The sequence below is a fragment of the Luxibacter massiliensis genome (assembly GCF_900604355.1).
GTDB classification, from domain to species: Bacteria; Bacillota; Clostridia; order Lachnospirales; family Lachnospiraceae; genus Luxibacter; species Luxibacter massiliensis.
Genome location: NZ_UWOE01000001.1, coordinates 879,966 through 897,644, shown reverse-complemented (window position 1 = coordinate 897,644; position 17,679 = coordinate 879,966). Strand labels below are relative to the sequence as shown.

The following is a 17,679-nucleotide window of genomic DNA, read 5'->3' as shown; positions in this document are numbered from 1 at the left end:
CTTTGTCCTCTGTCAAGAACTTTTTTAGTTCCCTTCCAAACCCCTGGCTGCCTCCCGCGAGTCAGCTTTGATATATTAGCATCTTTCTTGTCATTTTGTCAAGGCTATTTTTACATTTTTTTACATTTTTTGTCACATAACAATGACGCGGCTGCCATTCATGGGATTTTTAAGGATCCTCCCATAGCAGAAAACAAAGCCAGGCGCCCTCCGCAGCGTATCAGGGCCTTGGAAAGCCTGGCTTCTTGTCTTTATAAACAGCACGTCCCCGGGAAGGCCATTGGACATCAATTGTCCATCTTCCCCTCAATTGTCTGTGAAATAATACTCTTCATCATTTCCTCATTCAACTGCCCGCTGATATACCCAAAAACTTTTCCTTCATCTGTAATCATAAATGTAGTGGGATACGAAGTAATCCTGTATTTCTCAAATATGTCTCCCCCTTCATCCATAAGGACGGGGTAGGTATACCCATTTTCCTCCAGAAAACCTTTTACTTCCTCTACTGACTTCTCACTGCCATAATCTGGCCCTGCAATCCCCAGCACTACAACTTCTGGGTTCTCCTCTTCCTGATAAGATTCAAACAGCTTCTGGATGTCCGGCATCTCTGCACGGCATGGGGGGCACCATGTGGCCCAAAAGTTCAAAAATACAGTTTTACCTTTATAATCGGAAAGCCTGTGCGTTTCCCCGTATTGATCCTTCAATTCAAAATCAATGGCATCACTTAACTTCTGTTCCTGTGCATTGCTCTGCTGCTCTGTATCTTCCTTTACGCTGCCGGAATTCTCTTCTTCATCTGCATCTTGCCCCTTGGCAGCTTTGTCTGTGGATCCATTTTCTTCAGATCCAGTCCCCTCCCCTGCCTTGCCTTCGGTTTTATCCTCCTGGGCCAGCTGCGTTTCTGACAAATATCCTGTGATGGCGTTCATCTTTCCCGTAAACATCATAACTCCCATTAAAATCATCAGGACACCCCCCGCCTTCACTGTATACCGGACGATATTTCCGTGCTTTTTAAATAAATCCAAAAGCGTAGCACTAAATATACCTACAGCTAAAAAGGGTAAAATAAATCCCAGCGTATATACCCCTATCAGTACAAATCCCCATATTTTTGTGCTGGCAGATGCAGCCATCAAAAGTACACTGGACAAGGCAGGCCCTACACAGGGCGTCCATGCAAAACTGAAAGTGAACCCCATAACCAATGCCGTCCAGGGAGACATTGCCAGTGTGTCTAAATGAAACGGAAGCCTATGTTCGCTGCCAAGCACCCGGGATTTCCCAAATACCCCCAACTGGTACAGGCCAAAAATAATAATCAATATCCCGCCAATTCTTGCAAACATAGCCTGGCTTCCGCTGAAAAAATTTCCGATTACAGACGCCCCAAGTCCAAGCAAAAAAAATGTAAAGCTAATCCCCACAACAAAAAACACTGTATTGACTATGACTTTCCTACGGCCATAATGTACTTTCCCATTCTCATCCACTGTTTTCGCCCCACCAGAAAGATACCCGATGTAAAGAGGTATCAAAGGCAGCACGCAAGGCGAAAAAAAGCTGATTAACCCTTGTATAAATACAGTAAAGACTGGTATGCTGACATCAAATGAAAATCCCATAGAGCTCCTCTCTCCCTAAATCTCAAATTTATATCTCTGCACCATGCGCAGCCAGATTTCTTTATTGCTGACAGTTCTCCATTGATACAGCGAATTACATTTCATTTTACTCAAAACCCCATAATTTTGCAACTATCTTTACTACAATCCATTTGAATACTTCCTTTGATTATTCTCAAAGATTCGCGTGTCAAAAGGGTGCACCACACTTTTAATCAGCGGCGGCCACTTATACCTAAGAGCGGACTTGGATGTAATTTTCAATACGCACAGAATGATTTCAAAGATAATTCTGCGGGTGTGGTTCCTTACACAGAAAATAAATCTGTGAATTAAAGAATAATTTGTTGACTTTCAAAGAAATTATGTGTAAAATACAGATGAATCAAAAAATAATGTTTCTGGCCGGAACAAAAAGAGAAAAATCAGATAACAGATTAAATGGAGGACACTATGAAAGCATTAGCAAGATATGGGAAAGAATTTGGCGGGTACAAAATGATTGACGTACCGGAACCGACATGTGGACCGGAGGATATTATTATTGAAATTAAAGCGGCTGCAATCTGTGGGGCAGATATGAAACATTACAAAGTAGATAACGGTTCAGATGTATTTAACTCAATCCGTGGACATGAGTTTGCAGGAGAGATCGTACAAGTAGGAGAACTGGTGACAGATTGGAAAGTAGGACAGAGAGTGGTATCTGACAACAGCGCTCATGTATGCGGCATTTGTCCGGCATGTGAGTCAGGAGATTTCCTCTGCTGTGAAAAGAAGGTAAATTTGGGACTTGACAATAACACATGGGGCGGCGGATTTTCCAAATATTGCAAAGTGCCGGGTGAAATCCTCAGAATTCATAAACACGCAATCTGGGAAATCCCGGAAGGCGTAGAATATGAGGAGGCGGCCGTACTTGACCCTATCTGTAATTCCTATAAAGCAATTGCACAGCAGGCACATTTACTTCCAGGGCAGGATGTTGTTGTATTTGGAACAGGCCCCCTTGGATTATTTGCAGTACAGGTTGCAAGAATTATGGGCGCTGTCAATATTGTAATGGTTGGTTTGGAAGAAGACACAAAGGTACGCTTTGCAGTTGCAAAAGAGCTTGGCGCAACACATGTGGTAAACGGCTCCAGAGAGGATGTTGTAGCAAGATGTACAGAAATCTGCGGAAGAGACAACCTTGGACTTGTAGTAGAATGTTCGGGTGCAAATATCGCACTGAAGCAGGCAATTGAAATGCTGCGTCCAAACGGAGAAGTTGTCCGGGTAGGTATGGGATTCAAACCATTGGAATTCTCCATCAATGATATTACATCATGGAACAAGAGCATTATCGGACATATGGCGTATGATTCTACATCATGGAGAAATGCTATCCGTCTGCTAGAATCAGGTGCAATCAAGGTAAAACCAATGATTACACATAGACTTGGACTGTCTCAGTGGGAAGAAGGATTTGAGGCTATGGCAAATAAAGACGCTATCAAAGTTATCTTCCACTATGATTATGAAGATTAATCAGCCAAAGCTTACATGCAGGCATATGGGGCATCAAACTAGCAGCAGTACCGGCATCGGGGTATTAGGCCCTAGCGGCAGCGGCCAAATGGATATGTCTACATATCCCCTTGGCCCATTGCCCGCGGGAATAAAAAATGTGTAAACAGGAGATTGGAAAAATGCAGAAAAAGTTATTACTTGCACCGTCAATGGGTTGCTGCGGCTTATTCGATTTTGGAAATCAGGTGAAATTCATTGACGAACATGCGGACTTTTTACATATTGATATTAAGGATGGAAACTATGTAAAAACATTCGGCGTGGGACCCGATTTTATGAATACAATAAAAGATGTTGTAAAAACACCAATGGACGCGCATCTGATGGTAGCGCATCCCCAGGATTACATCGAGGCATGTGCGGCAGCCGGCGCAGCATATATTACTCCGCACACAGACTGCATCGAAAGCGACGCTTTTGTGACTCTCAACAAAATTCTTTCTTTGGGCTGTAAAGCCGGGATCGCCATGAACCCGGCCGCCCCACTGGAGGCAATCCGCTATTATCTTCCACTGCTGTCAAAGGTGACAATTATGATAGTTGACGCCGGATATGCGGGTCAAAAAGTAATTACGCAGATGTACGATAAAATCCGTACATTGGCACAGTGGCGAGAGGAAATGGGATTGGATTTTCTGATTGAGGCAGATGGTTCTATGAATGCCGGCGTTTACGGACCGCTTTATGAGGCGGGGACGGACGTTGTCGTCCTTGGGCCGCCAGCTCTGTGGAACAAGGACGAAGACATTCGGAAAGCATGGGAAATCATGGAAAGTGAAGTTGCAGGCGAGCTTTGTGATAAATAAAAGAAAAAGAGAAAAAGGGGAAGGAAATGGAAAGAAAAAATGTAAACATCGGTGCAAGACTTGATCGTCTTCCGAATTCAAACTGGCATATTAAAATGTGGCTGGTATCAGCGTTTGCACTTCTGGTCTGCTGGTCAAATGGTATTGGCGGCGCTGTACAGAATATTCTGTTAAATGAATTGCACTGGTTGGAGCCGGGAACAGCGCTTCTGGCAATGTGGGGGACAACCTATACAGCAGGTCAGTTGTTCGGCGCTTTGGTTGGCGGGCCAATTGGAGATAAAATTGGACGCAAAAAAAGTATTTTATTATATGAAATCATTCATATCATCGCTATGATTGGCGGCGCTCTTGCACCTAATATATATGTATTGTATGTATTCAGACTTATACAAGGATTTGGCCTTGGCGCATTGTTGGTTGTATTATTTGCAGGATTCACAGAGTATGTACCGGGCAGAAACCGCGGCGTATGGTCAAGCCGTAACTCCTTTATCGGAAACTGGGCTCACCCAATCTGCAACCTGATAGCATTTTTGATTATCTCAACAGGGATCAGCTACAATATGAACTGGAGAGTTCAGTACATGATTCCGTCTATTCTCTCAATCATTGCGTCTATCCTGATTGCAAGGAAATACCCTGAGTCTCCAAGATGGTTAGAGGCACAGGGGAGAATCGAAGAGGCAGATGCAATTGTGACACAGATTGAAAAAGAAATCGAATCATCTACAGGCAAAAAACTTCCTGAAGTAACAACAGCGCCGGTGCCTGTGAAACAACTGCCGTATTCAGCATTGTTTAAAGGCAAATTATTGAAGAGGACAATTGTTGGCTCACTTGTCTTAATCGGTATGAATACCATTCAGTATACATTGATGAACTGGATGCCATCCCTGTTAAAATCTATGGGATATGACACATCACAGTCACAGTTTATGACAATGTTCGGTCTTTTCGGCGCACCATTCGGAATCTTTATTGCATCTCTGATTGTAGATAAGATTCCAAGAAAGGCATTCGGCGTAATTCTTCTGGCAACAATGGCTATTATGGGCATTGTTACAGGACAGCAGACATCCATGACAGGATTAATTGTTTCAACATTTGTATTGAATACATTTATTTATATGTACGTATGTTATGCCTCCGCAGTATATGTGCCAGAGATGTGGCCCACATCAGCAAAGCTGTCAGGCTCAGGATTCAGTAACGCAATGGGACGTGTAAGTAATATCTTTTTCCCATTCCTGGTTACATATGTGGCAAACTCAATTGGAAGCACGGGCGTGTTTGTATTGATCTCTATCGTTGCAGCAATCATTGCAGTAAGTATTCTTGTGTTCGGTGTTGAAACAAGAGGAGAGTCTGTAGAAGATATCGGTAACGTAGAATAATCTCAGGATATAAGGGCAGAAAGGAAGTTGGTAAAAATGAAAAATTCGGAAGCAATCTTAGTAACTCCCAAACAGTTTGAGATTCAGGAGTGTGCAGTACCGGAACCAAAAGACAATGAGATTCTTATGAAAGTAGAATATGTGGGTATGTGCGGCTCAGACATCCACGGTTTTGAATTTGGCCCATTTATCCCACCGAAAGACCCGAATCAAAAAATTGGTCTTGGACATGAAGTTGCCGGCGAAATTGTTGGAATTGGCCCAAAGGTAACAAAATTCAAAGTCGGCGATAAAGTATTGATTGAACCGGGCGTGCCGGATGATACCTGTGAATACTGCCGTACAGGCCGTTACAATATCTGTCCAGATGTTGACTTTATGGCAACACAGCCGAACTATAAAGGCGCTTTGACACAATATATGACACATCCTGAAGAATGGACATACCATATTCCGGAGGGAATGTCTACAATGGAAGGCGCATTAGTAGAACCTGCAGCGGTAGGTATGCATGCGGCAGTTCTTGGCGGCGCATCCATAGGAAAAAGCATTGTAATTCTTGGCGGCGGCACAATCGGCCTGATGGTACTTCAGGCATGTAAGAGTCTTGGCGCCACAGACATTACGGTAGTAGATGTAATTCAGAAACGTCTGGATCTTGCATTAAAACTGGGCGCCAAGAGAGTGATTAACGGAAAAGATCAGGATACCGTTGCAGTACTCCGTTCAGAAGAACTTTACGGAGACCACGGAGTGGATCTGGTGTTTGAGGCTGCAGGGGCTGCATTTACAGCGCAGCAGGCAGTCCAGGCAGTAGCTCGCGGCGGAAAAATTATGATGGTAGGAACACAGTCCAAACCGGTACCTATTGATTTCCTAAAGATTAATCGTGAGGTTACAATCCAGACGGCATTCCGTTACTGCAATAACTTCCCGCAGACAATTGAAGCAATTGCTACAGGCAAGTTCAACGTAAAAGACATGGTTACAAATGTATATGATTACAAAAATGTGCAGCAGGCATTTGAGGAGGCTATCGATCCTGTGAAAAAAGCGGACATGGTAAAAGGCGTAGTTAAAGTAGCCGAATAATTGACATCCAGGAAATACCGGAATTTAGGGTTATTGCAAAAGTAGATGAATACTCTGCCAAAGCAATATCTTCCCTTCCGCCGGACATACCGGGGGTATCGCTTCATCATCTAATAATCTAATTTGATGATTTTGCGGCACCCTCATAAAAAATAGTTTATATTAGGAAAAAGGAGAAGATTATGATTTCAGATATCAGATATTGGGAAAGAAAAGCAAGCGAAGGACATTATGCAATTCCACATTTTAACGTATGGAATGCTGAAATGCTAATGGGGGTAATTGATGCGGCTGAAGAACTCCACGCACCAATTATTATTTCATTCGGAACAGGATTTACGGGAAATACTTCATTTGAAGATTACTGCTATATGATGGAGTCTATGGCAAAGAAAGCATCCATTCCAGTAATCCTTCATTGGGACCATGGCCGCAGCATGACAATTCTGCAGAATGCCGTAAATCATTGTATGAACTCTGTAATGCGCGACGCATCTGCCCTTCCCTATGAAGAAAATGTTGCGGAAATCAAGAGATGCGTTGATTATTTCCATACGTATAACATTCCAGTAGAAGCAGAACTCGGACACGTAGGAAATGAAACTGTCTATGAAGAGGCTTTGTCAGAGTATCATTATACAGATCCGAAGCAGGCAAAGGATTTCGTAGAAAGAACAGGCTGCGACTCTCTGGCCGTAGCCATTGGAAATGTGCACGGGGTATACACATCCGAACCGAGATTAGCATTTGATATCCTTGAAGAAGTTGCAAATACTGTGGACGTTCCGTTGGTTCTTCATGGTGCATCCGGTATCGGTGATGAAGATATTAAGAAAGCAATTTCTCTTGGTATTGCGAAAATCAATATTCATACAGAACTTTGCCAAGCGGCAATGGAGGCAATTAACAAGCATAAGGACGAACCTTTCCTGGCTGTAGAACGCGCCGTAAGGCAGGCTGTAAAAGAGAGGGCAATGTACAAGATAAAACTATTCGGTGATGACGGAAGGGCTGATGAATAAAGTGAGTAAAGATTTAGATGTAATCATTATAGGGGCGGCAATTGTCGACTTGCCCTTAAGGCCGGTCAGTAAAGAAGTGTTTGACGTAGTATCTTATCCGGTAGACGGAATTGCAATGACAATCGGCGGCGACGCCATTAATGAATCTACGATTATAACAAGACTGGGACATAAAGTCGGACTGATGAGCTGCGTTGGGGTTGACGTGGCGGGGGCGTTTGTATTGAGTCATTGCGCGAAAACTGGTATTGATACAAAGTATATTAAACAAGATCCTGCCATAGATACGTCTATCAATATAGGCCTGGTGGCTGCGGATGGAGAACGTACATTTATTACAAACCGTCAGGGGAGCTTATGGAAATTCAAATATGAAGATTTGGATATGTCCGCCCTGAAAGATGCAAAGATTCTATCATTTGCAAGTATTTTTAATAATCCGTTGTTTGATAACAAAGCATTGGTTTCTGTTTTCACAAAGGCAAAAGAAGAGGGAATGATTATCTGTGCAGATATGGTTTCTCCTAGGCTGAATGAGACTTTAGATAGTATTACAGAAGCACTGAGTTATGTGGACTACTTCTTCCCAAACTTTGAAGAGGCAAGTGAAATGACAGGAGAAAGCGACCCAGCAAAAGTAGCCGATAAGTTATATGCGTGCGGTGTAAAAAATGTCATTATGAAAATCGGCAAAAAGGGATGCTATATCCGCAATGCAGAAGGTTCGATGATTGTTCCTGCATGTAAAGGTGTTACGGCCATTGATACAATCGGCGCAGGAGATAATTTTGCGTCAGGATTTATTACCGGTCTGCTGGAAGGCAGGGATATTCGTGAATGTGCAATTTATGCGAATTGTACGGCGGCTGTTTCCATTCAGTATGTCGGCGCAACCGGAGGAGTTGTGGACAAAGCAATTGTAGATAGAATGCTTGCAAAATATCGTGAGGACTATAAGTAATCAGATTTGTTTTCCGGGAGTACTGTGGCTTGCAGGAAACACCGGAAAGATTAGAAAGAGGGATATCAAATTATGAAAACTATGAAACTTGGAAAAACAGGAAAAGACATTTCCAGAATCGGTCTTGGAACATGGTCTATCGGAGGTGGTTCCGCATGGGGCGGAGACCATGAACTTCAGGTAGTTGTAGATACAATCAGAGAGGCGCCGAAGTGTGGGGTAAATCTAATTGATACAGCGCCGGGATACAATTTTGGAAACAGTGAGCGGATCTTGGGCAAAGCATTGGAAGGTATGAAACGTGAAGATATTGTTATTATCACAAAATGCGGCGTGACATGGGATCAGGAAATGAAAGGAGATTTATTCAATAAAGTAAACGGAATTCAGTTATACAAAAATTTGAACAGTGGATCCGTGAAAAAAGAAATTCTTGGTTCTTTAGAGCGATTGGGAACAGAGTATGTTGATGTGTATATGACACACTGGCAGGCAATTGAAGGAACAGAGTACTTTGTGCCGATCCAGAAAACAATGGACGTACTGAATGAACTAAAAGCACAGGGAAAAATAAAAGCTATCGGCGCCGCCAACGTCGATATTCACCACATTGAAGAATATCTGAAATGGGGGGATTTGGATATCGTCCAGGTTAAGTATTCAATTTTGGATCGCGCCATTGAAGATGAGATTATTCCCTGCTGCCGTGAAAATGGCGTAACCATCCAGGCATACTCACCATTGGAAATGGGATTGCTTTCAGGAACATTCCCAAGAGATTATCAGCCAGTAGGTGCGCAGATCCCTAAAAAATGGTTCCAGCCGGATAATATGCAGGCAGCTATGGATATGATGGATAAATGGAAACCGCTGTGTGAGAAGTACGGCTGTACAACCGCAAATCTGGCGCTTGGATGGATTCTTGCCCAGGGCGATTTCCTGAATCTGTTGAGCGGTTCGACAACAGTAGGGCAGATTAAAGAAAACGTAAAATCTGTTGAATTAGAATTAGAAACAGATGATGTTGCTTACATGCGTGAACTGGCAGAAAATATTGATAAATAAAAATCCGAAGATTACTATCTGCTTTTCAAAATTAAGCTGATACGGAAATCAAAGGAAAACAAAGAGATTTCAAAGGAGTTTGACATGATTTCACAGGCAAAAAGTATTGCAAATGCTGACAGAGATAGTATATTATGTAAAAAAGAGGTTTCATATACAGAAGCCAGGGGAGGAAATGATATCATGTCAAGCAGGGAAAGGCAGATGGTTATCCGGCAGAATGTACAAAGCCTGAAAAAAGTCTCGGTGGCCGAGCTGAGCAGGCAGTGCAATGTGACGGAAGAGACAATCAGAAGAGATTTAGACAAGCTCGAACTGGAAGGGGTGATCACCAGAGTACATGGCGGTGCAATTTGGAACGAAGGTGTGCGCAAAGAAGGTATTCATTTTTACCGCCGGATGACAAAACATCTGAAAGAAAAGCAGGAGATCGCCCGGAAAACGTCGGCTTTATTGGAAGAAAAGAGTGCGATAATAGCGGATTCCAGTACAACCGTGATGGAAGCGCTAAAATTGCTGCCAGATAACGCAGAACTTACAGTTGTGACAAATTCAACCGAAGTGTTTCATGAATTTCAGCACTCTGCTTTTAATATTATATCAACCGGCGGCGAATTTAATAAAAAATCTTTGTCTCTGCAAGGGCAGCTTGCGAAGAGCAATATTGTAAAATACAATGTGGAACTGGCTTTGATTAGCTGTAAAAGCCTAAATATGGAAAAAGGCGTACAAGATTCAAACGAGGATGAAGCGGAAATTAAGAAGCTGATGTTAGAGCAGGCAGAAAAAGTCGCGCTGCTTGTGGATTCTTCCAAATTTGATCAGACCGCGTTTGTCAGCCTGATTGATTTGGACAGCGTGAATTATATTGTGACAGACAAAAAACCAAGTGACGTGTGGATTCAATTCTGTGACGGACACGGTATAGAATTAATCTATTAAAAGTCAAAGACCCCCGCGGCGGTCGCCAAATGGACATGTAAACATGTCCGCTTGGCTCGTTGTCCGCGGGAATAAATAATCCCGTGGCAGGGCGTTTTTGGGCGGTAAGGTAAGGACCGCTTGAAACGCTCTGTTTTTTTGCATAAAAATCTGTGAAACAAAATATATGTGTGTCAAACCAAAATAATTCACAAAAAATAAACACAAAATATGGTAAAAACAGATAAATATCTTTGAAACAAAGAAAAATCATTGACGAACTAGGATAGGGTGGGTAAAATATACATAAAGAAGAAAGTACATATAAACAAAGATTCGTCAAAACTGCACATGAATTTGTATAGGAACTGTGATTGTACAAAGAGACATTTTGTTTAAGGAGAAAGAAGGAGATCCGGAAATGGAAAAGAAAAAAGAAAAATCATCGATTGTAAAAAGGATGATTATCGCGGTGGCAGGGGGATTTACAGTGGGATTTCTAACGCTGTTTCTCCGGGAGTTTATGAATACTCATGGAATGGAGTCTGCATGGAAGATTATTCACGCAATACTTTTTCAGGATATTACACAGACAAAAGGATTTGAAGGTTTGGGATTGTTTTATATTGCGGGACAGTTATTTATGCGAGGCCTGCAGTTAGCAATTGTTCCGCTGGTTCTGACTTCGCTAAGCCTTGCGCTTTGCAGTCTGGCAAGTCCAGAACAGTTGGGCCGGATTGCAGGGAAAACATTTATCACATATTTTTCGTTCTATGTAGTTGCGGCGGCTCTTGCAGGTGCAGCGGCATATTTTGTGAAATCTATGGGATGGTTTGATGTGAACCTTCCATCCGAGATGGCTACAGAGGCTGTGACAATGGAGGGGTATAATCCGTTGGTTACTATAGTGAACGCCGTACCGTCCAATATAGTAAGCGCCTTTTCAACAAATAACTCCATTCTCTCGGTTGTTGTTGTGGCAATTATCCTCGGTCTTTGTATGACGAGAATGAGCCAAAAAGCAGAGCCGCTGAAAAAAGTATTAGAAAATTTAAATGATGTTATCCAGATGTTTTTGAATTTCCTAATTGATACATGTGGCCCGGCTGCAATCTTCTGTATGATTACACGAACCCTTGCCGTATACGGTGTGGAATATATCGGACCGACAATGGTCTGGATCGTGACTACAATTATAGTAAGTCTGGTACTTGTTTCTACGATTTACCCAATCGGTATTTTCCTGACAACAAGATTGAATCCAATTCCGTTTATGAAAAAATCATTTAAAATAGGTTTGTTTGCAGCGGCAACAAATTCATCTGCAGCAACATTGCCTTTAAATACAAAGACATGTACAGAAGAATTAGGATGTACGGAAGAAATCAGCAGCTTTGTCCTTCCTACAGGTATGACAATTAATATGAACGGAACAACAGCAATGCATATGATTGCAGTAACATTTATTGCAACAGCCGCAGGAATTGATATGAAACCATCTACACTCGTGTTGGCAGCATTCTTATCCATTTGTACAGCAGTAGGAACACCGGCAATCCCAGTCGCGGGAACAACAATGGTATATGTTGTTATGACTGGTTTGGGAATGCATTCAGAACTTTGCATGATTGGCTACTCTCTCGTTCTGGCAATGAACTACTTACCGGGAATGGCTGTTATTACATTGAATGTAATCGGTGATGCGGCTACAAACGTAATTATAAACTTTAAAGAGGGCGTGCTCAATAAAGAGAAATACGATAAGTAAGGTCTTTATATTGTAAATTAGATATGGCTATCATGGTCTCCTCATAACAACAGTTTTTATTCTCCTGTCGGAAAATCTGTGGAAGCCGCCAGCTCTGTCTGCGTTTCATAATCCGCCACACGCTCCCTTAAACGGGTAAGTGTCGCCGAAAGAGCCTGGGAACCAAGAACCATACGGAGCGGTGCAGGAGTCATATCTACACTCTCAATAATACGCCGTGCCATTTTCACTGGATCACCGGGAGCAAGCCCTTGCGCCGGATCAAGCATGTTGAGGAAGCCGTGACAGCTATCGTATTCCGGCATCAGTTTTGCAACCTTCGCACTTCCATAGCGGAACTCTGTGCGCGCACCGCCTGGTTCTACCAGCGTGACGCCGATGCCAAACTGACTGACCTCCTGAGACACTGCTTCACAGAATCCTTCAATCCCAAACTTGGTGGCGTGGTACATGGAGTTGGCAGGGTAAGCCACCTGCCCTCCGTAAGTAGACATCTGGATGATGCGTCCGCCTTTCTGTGACCGCAGATAGGGCAGACTGTCCCGGATCAGCATAATGGAACCGGTCAGGTTCGTCGCAATGATGTGGCTGATCTCCTCATCGTTTAGTTCCTCTGCACATCCGAATAAACCGTAGCCTGCATTGCTGACGATGACATCAATTCTGCCATGCTGTGCAAATGCTTCTGCCACCAGACGATGGATCGCTGGAACATCTGTCACATCTAAGATCCGGCAGTCAAAAGAAAGCGGGTAGGCTTCTATCAACGCCTTTACTTTTTCTGAATTCCGTACTGTACCAATGACAGTATCTCCGGCTTCCAGAAGCAGTTTAGTCATCTCAAACCCAAAGCCACTGGAAACACCTGTAATAAGCCATGTTTTACTCATGTTTGAATCTCTCCTTTCATTGATTTAAAAGCCAAGGTATCTACCGACAGACAAGGCTTATTGTTCCTGTTTTAACGGTCCATAGAAATAACTGGCCGTTGCTCCACCGTCAATCAGAAAATCTGCTCCGGTAATAAAAGCGCCCTTATCACTCATCAAAAGCTCCGCCACATTTGCAATTTCATCTGCAGTTCCCGGACGGCCTGCCGGACACTTTGCAAACATATTTTTATAGAAATCTCCACGAGGGCCGTTGAACTCGTCAAGTGCCAGCGGTGTTACCACGATTCCCGGAGAAATGGAATTGACGCGAGCGCCTTTCTCGCCCCATTTCACAGCCTCTGCCATCACTCGCTTTTCATTGCACCGCTTTGCTATCTGGCAGGCATGAAGGGTGTTCATTGAAACCCTCCTTCACTTAAAGCCGATGATATTCCTTGTCCGTTACTGCTTCGCACCATTCTGTGCCGCACTCCTCACCGGGTATCTCACAGGCAATGTGAGAAAACCAGCTATCTGCCTTTGCGCCATGCCAGTGTTTTACATTTGCAGGTATCACAATGACACTGCCTGGAACCAGACTGACCGCCTCTTTTCCTTCTTCCTGATACCAGCCTTCCCCCGCAGTACAGATTAAAAGCTGACCTCCATCTTTAATGTCCGCCAAACACATCAAACTCCATTGTGTTCAATTTCTCATCAATTTCTGCCATTTCTTCTTTCCCTAAAACGATCTCTGCTGCTCCCAGATTCTCCTTTAGTCTTTCCGGTTTTCTGCTTCCCGGAATCGGAATGATAAACGGTTTCTTTGCCAGCATCCATGCAAGAGAAATCTGTGCTGGCGTTGCGTATTTTTTCTCTGCCAGATCATGCAATAATGTCAGTAATTCACGCCCTTTTTCATAACCAGACTCTGTATATTGCGGCATTATACTGCGGAAGTCGTTTCCTTCTTCAAATTTTGTATGGTTATCATATTTTCCAGTCAAAAATCCATTCCCAAGCGGGGAAAAGGCAATATAGGAAATCCCCAATTCTTCTGCCACAGGAAACAATGGTTCATACCAACGCGCCATCATAGAATAACGATTCTGGATTGCCGTAACGGGGCAGACTGCATGAGCGCGCCGCAGATATTCCTCATTCACTTCTGAGATTCCCCATGCACGAATTTTCCCTTCTTTGATGAGTTCCTCCATTACGCCAGCAACTTCCTCCGGTGCAACATTGGGATCAATCCGATGCTGATAATAAAGATCGATATAATTCGTTCCTAAACGCTTTAGACTTCCTTCCACAGAAGTACGGATCGTTTCAGGCCGGCTGTCCATAATCAAATGATTCCCGCCATGCTGCACTCCAAATTTTGTAGCAAGCACAATGTTATTACGAATCGGGCGCAGGGCCTCTCCGACAACTTCTTCGTTATATGCAATTTCTCCGCTTGGATAAATCCCCGTATAGCACTCAGCCGTATCAAAAAATGTATATCCCATCTCGTAAGCTTTCCTGAGCACTTCCACACCGTCTTTCTTCTCCATAGGTGTGCCGCTGGCATGAGTAATTCCCATACAGCCAAGTCCTATTGGCGATACTTTTATTCCACTTGTTCCTAATTTTCTCAGTTCCATACTTCCTCCTATCGTCCCACCATCTGCATCATACTCTCTGAATATCTGTTTCCTGCTACTGGAAATCTCTGAAGAATTCCATCAAGAATATTCCAATCTTTCTCTTTTAACTCTACATAGGCCGCACTCATATTTTCCTGTAGTCTGGATACGGTTTTCGTTCCGGGAATGGGAACAATCCAGTCCTTCTGATGAAGCAGCCAGGCCAGTGCAATCTGGGATGGAGCCAGTTCTCTCTCAGCAGCAAACTGCTTTACGGCTTCTGCCAGTTCCTGATTTGCCGTAAGATTTTCCTGATTATTAAATCTTGGAATGGAATGACGGACATCATTCTCAGCAAATACCGCATCTTTTTTTATGGTTCCGGTGAGAAAACCCTTTCCCAGGGGACTGAACGGTACGAATCCGATTCCCAATTCCTCCAGCACAGGGATAAGTTCCTTTTCCGGTTCCCGATACCACATGGAATATTCGCTCTGCACCGCAGCCAACGGCTGAATGGTATGAGCTCTGCGGATGGTCTGAACGCCTGCCTCAGAAAGTCCCCATGCCAGAACCTTCCCTTCTTCCATCAACTTCTGTACTGCACCAGCCACCTCCTCAATGGCCACCTGCGGATCGACCCGGTGCTGGTAATAAAGGTCAATATAGTCTGTGTGCAGCCGCTTCAAAGAACCTTCCACAGCCTTGCGGATTGTTTCCGGGCGGCTGTCAAGACCGCGGCAGACTCCATTCAGGATATTCCAGCCAAACTTCGTGGCAATCACGACTCGATCCCGGTAGGGTTTCAGCGCCTTGCCCACTAATTCCTCGTTTGCATAAAGTCCATACAATTCAGAGGTGTCAAAGAAATTTTCTCCCGTTTCCACTGCTTCCTGTAGAAAAGAAACAGCCTCCTTTTTATCCGGGAAGGGAGGATAACTCTGGCTCAGTCCCATACAGCCAAGTCCCACAGGAAATACTTTCAAATCTGAATTTCCTAACATACGAAATTTCATTTCTTCTCTTCCTCAAAAGCCTCTGTAATACTCATTTGTTTTCCTCCTGTAGAAGTCCTGCCTTTACCCGAAACTTTTTACCCATGTTTCCACTGTCTTTCGTGAATTAGCCGCTTGGGTTCCTCGAATCGGCAGTCCTTTTTCAACCGATGCTCCTTTGCAGATTTTCTTTAAATCCTGTTCACTGTTTCCCATTCCGCTGCCCTCATTGGTGCAGAAGGGGAGAATCCGTTTGCCAGATAAATCATAATGCTCTAAAAATGTAAACATGGCCATCGGCATCGTTCCCCACCAGTTTGGATAACCCACGAAAATCGTATCGTAGGGTTCAAGGCTGTCCAGATACCCTTTTAATTCCGGTCTGTCATTGTTTTGAAGTTCTTTCTTCGCTTCCTCTGTGCAGGTATGATAATCTTTTGCGTAGGGATTTATGGTATCCACTTCAAATAAATCGCCTCCGGTTATTTCCTGAATCATCTCTGCAACGACTTCCGTATTGCCTTTTGATAAGTCCTTAATGCTCCCATTCCAGTAGTTCTCGCCTTTCCGGGAATAATATACGATCAATGTTTTATTCATTGTCTGCTACCTCCTTTTCTGATTCCTATTTTAATCAAAATCAGAAAATCAGCAATTCGGATTTCTGCGGTTTTTGATAAGTAAAACTTATGCGAATATAAATAGAATCCCGCTTGCGAGATTCTCTGCCTACGGCAAGTTGCCAAAGCAACCTATTTCCTATCTGCCGCAGTGCGATGTTAAACTTATTCAATAGGCTTCAGCAAGCGGTGAAGAATATTTGTAAATTCTTCTATGTAATAATTGGTCTGTTCCTTACGCCAGAAAACGCAATAGTTGCGAAGAACCTGTTTTCCATTTCGATAAATGGGGAGTCTGTGAATAGCAGGCCCCTCCGGCGGCAATGTTCCAACGCTCTCGATGGGAAGAAATCCCCGATTTCCAACCACCATCAGGCGGCCTTCCTCCAGATTCTCTGCAAAGAGAAAATTCCCTCCGAAGCCCAGCGTATTCTTATAATAGTCCTCCTCCACATTTTGTTGTTCTCTGGAAGAAATCAAAATACAAGGTGTGCTTCTTAAATCTTTCAGTGTCACATATCCCTGTCTGCTAAGCCTATTGCGTGTGGAAAGTTCCGCATAGCAGCCACACTTAAGAAGCTGGTAATTTACATACTCATCTGAAAACGCGCGGCGCTGGTCTGTCAGGACAACATCCACCGTGCCAAAACGAAGATGATCGTATAATTCCTCATGGGTTCCATTGATGATATTGATTGACACCTCTGGATAAGTCTGGGAAAATTCTGCCAATGCCTCATGCAGCTCCTGACCACTGTAACATCTAAGATACCCGATACGAAGCTGTAATTCAGAGTCTTTTCCTAACTGAACAGTATTCCTGCGCAAATCCTCCACTTCGTCTAAAATACCTTTACAGTGATTGTAAAAGTATTCTCCGGCAGGTGTGAGGGAAAATTTGCGGTTTTCCCGGATAATAAGAGGTATGCCTAAATCTTTTTCCAATGCCTGTATCTGCTGTGAAATGGCTGATTGAGATATATAATTTTGTTCCGCCGCCTCTGTAAAGCTGTTGCAGTCTACAACGGAAACAAAGTATTTCATTTGTCTTAGCAGCAAAACTATCCCCCCTTATTTTTAAATTGCTTTAAGTTTAGCAAAAAAACCCCTGAAAATCAAAAATAAAAATCTAAACTTTTTATTTTTAGAAATTGAATTCTTAATCTCTAATATATTGTTTTAATACTTCTTCGCCCTCTTCTTCGTAAATCTACTTTAACACATAGTCCAAATATTCCTCCGGTACCGGCATATCTCAGCGTAGAGAATCTATTCCCACTGTAATCGGCGATTCGGGTCGGAATCGCTTAAACCCTTTCTGAT

The 17,679-nt window shown here is 43.3% G+C and carries 17 protein-coding genes; 9 read left to right on the top strand and 8 right to left on the bottom strand.

Features of this window, described 5'->3' with window-relative positions:
- Positions 1-287 precede the first annotated feature (287 nt).
- A complete protein-coding gene (locus EFA47_RS04375) occupies positions 288-1,634 on the bottom strand; it encodes a cytochrome c biogenesis protein/redoxin (RefSeq protein WP_122642147.1) in 1,347 nt (448 codons plus the stop codon).
- Positions 1,635-2,087: 453 nt separating this feature from the next.
- Between EFA47_RS04375 and EFA47_RS04370 the strand changes: the two genes are divergently transcribed.
- From EFA47_RS04370 to EFA47_RS04330, 9 genes are all read left to right on the top strand, one after another.
- Complete coding sequence (locus tag EFA47_RS04370; RefSeq protein WP_122642146.1) at positions 2,088-3,164, top strand: zinc-binding dehydrogenase; 1,077 nt, start codon at positions 2,088-2,090, stop codon at positions 3,162-3,164.
- 161 nt (positions 3,165-3,325) lie between these two features.
- Entirely contained in the window at positions 3,326-4,012 is a 687-nt protein-coding gene (locus EFA47_RS04365) for a beta/alpha barrel domain-containing protein (RefSeq protein ID WP_122642145.1), read from the top strand.
- Positions 4,013-4,038: 26 nt separating this feature from the next.
- Positions 4,039-5,409, top strand: coding sequence for an MFS transporter (locus EFA47_RS04360; RefSeq protein ID WP_122642144.1), 1,371 nt, complete (start codon positions 4,039-4,041; stop codon positions 5,407-5,409).
- 36 nt (positions 5,410-5,445) lie between these two features.
- On the top strand, positions 5,446-6,501 hold the full coding sequence (locus EFA47_RS04355) for an NAD(P)-dependent alcohol dehydrogenase (protein ID WP_122642143.1): 1,056 nt from the start codon (positions 5,446-5,448) through the stop codon (positions 6,499-6,501).
- 182 nt (positions 6,502-6,683) lie between these two features.
- Complete coding sequence (locus EFA47_RS04350) at positions 6,684-7,523, top strand: class II fructose-bisphosphate aldolase (protein ID WP_122642142.1); 840 nt, start codon at positions 6,684-6,686, stop codon at positions 7,521-7,523.
- Positions 7,516-8,484, top strand: a complete 969-nt coding sequence (locus EFA47_RS04345; RefSeq protein WP_122642141.1) for a carbohydrate kinase family protein — start codon at positions 7,516-7,518, stop codon at positions 8,482-8,484. Before EFA47_RS04350 ends, EFA47_RS04345 begins: the two co-directional genes overlap by 8 nt.
- A 72-nt stretch (positions 8,485-8,556) precedes the next feature.
- Positions 8,557-9,549 carry an NADH-dependent methylglyoxal reductase gene (gene ydjG, locus EFA47_RS04340; RefSeq protein ID WP_122642140.1) on the top strand — a complete coding sequence of 331 codons (993 nt, stop codon included), beginning with the start codon at positions 8,557-8,559 and terminating at the stop codon, positions 9,547-9,549.
- 183 nt (positions 9,550-9,732) lie between these two features.
- Positions 9,733-10,491: a DeoR/GlpR family DNA-binding transcription regulator gene (locus EFA47_RS04335; protein ID WP_408631205.1), complete on the top strand. Its 759-nt coding sequence runs from the start codon at positions 9,733-9,735 to the stop codon at positions 10,489-10,491.
- A 400-nt stretch (positions 10,492-10,891) separates the two neighbouring features.
- Complete coding sequence (locus tag EFA47_RS04330) at positions 10,892-12,238, top strand: dicarboxylate/amino acid:cation symporter (protein ID WP_122642138.1); 1,347 nt, start codon at positions 10,892-10,894, stop codon at positions 12,236-12,238.
- Positions 12,239-12,294: 56 nt separating this feature from the next.
- Here EFA47_RS04330 and EFA47_RS04325 read toward each other — a convergent pair whose 3' ends face one another.
- The 7 genes from EFA47_RS04325 to EFA47_RS04295 form a co-directional block, all read right to left on the bottom strand.
- The gene (locus EFA47_RS04325) at positions 12,295-13,128 is read right to left on the bottom strand and encodes an SDR family oxidoreductase (RefSeq protein ID WP_122642137.1); all 834 of its coding nucleotides are present in this window, start codon (positions 13,126-13,128) and stop codon (positions 12,295-12,297) included.
- A 57-nt stretch (positions 13,129-13,185) separates the two neighbouring features.
- A complete protein-coding gene (locus EFA47_RS04320; RefSeq protein WP_330511919.1) occupies positions 13,186-13,530 on the bottom strand; it encodes an SDR family oxidoreductase in 345 nt (114 codons plus the stop codon).
- Positions 13,531-13,546: 16 nt separating this feature from the next.
- Positions 13,547-13,795, bottom strand: a complete 249-nt coding sequence (locus EFA47_RS04315) for a cupin domain-containing protein (RefSeq protein ID WP_330511917.1) — start codon at positions 13,793-13,795, stop codon at positions 13,547-13,549.
- On the bottom strand, positions 13,782-14,759 hold the full coding sequence (locus tag EFA47_RS04310) for an aldo/keto reductase (protein ID WP_122642136.1): 978 nt from the start codon (positions 14,757-14,759) through the stop codon (positions 13,782-13,784). The genes EFA47_RS04315 and EFA47_RS04310 overlap by 14 nt, the downstream gene beginning before the upstream one ends.
- A gap of 8 nt (positions 14,760-14,767) precedes the next feature.
- Complete coding sequence (locus EFA47_RS04305; RefSeq protein WP_122642135.1) at positions 14,768-15,757, bottom strand: aldo/keto reductase; 990 nt, start codon at positions 15,755-15,757, stop codon at positions 14,768-14,770.
- 63 nt (positions 15,758-15,820) lie between these two features.
- Positions 15,821-16,336 carry a flavodoxin gene (locus EFA47_RS04300; protein ID WP_122642134.1) on the bottom strand — a complete coding sequence of 172 codons (516 nt, stop codon included), beginning with the start codon at positions 16,334-16,336 and terminating at the stop codon, positions 15,821-15,823.
- 185 nt (positions 16,337-16,521) lie between these two features.
- Positions 16,522-17,415: a LysR family transcriptional regulator gene (locus EFA47_RS04295; RefSeq protein ID WP_122642133.1), complete on the bottom strand. Its 894-nt coding sequence runs from the start codon at positions 17,413-17,415 to the stop codon at positions 16,522-16,524.
- Between the last annotated feature and the right edge of the window lie 264 nt (positions 17,416-17,679).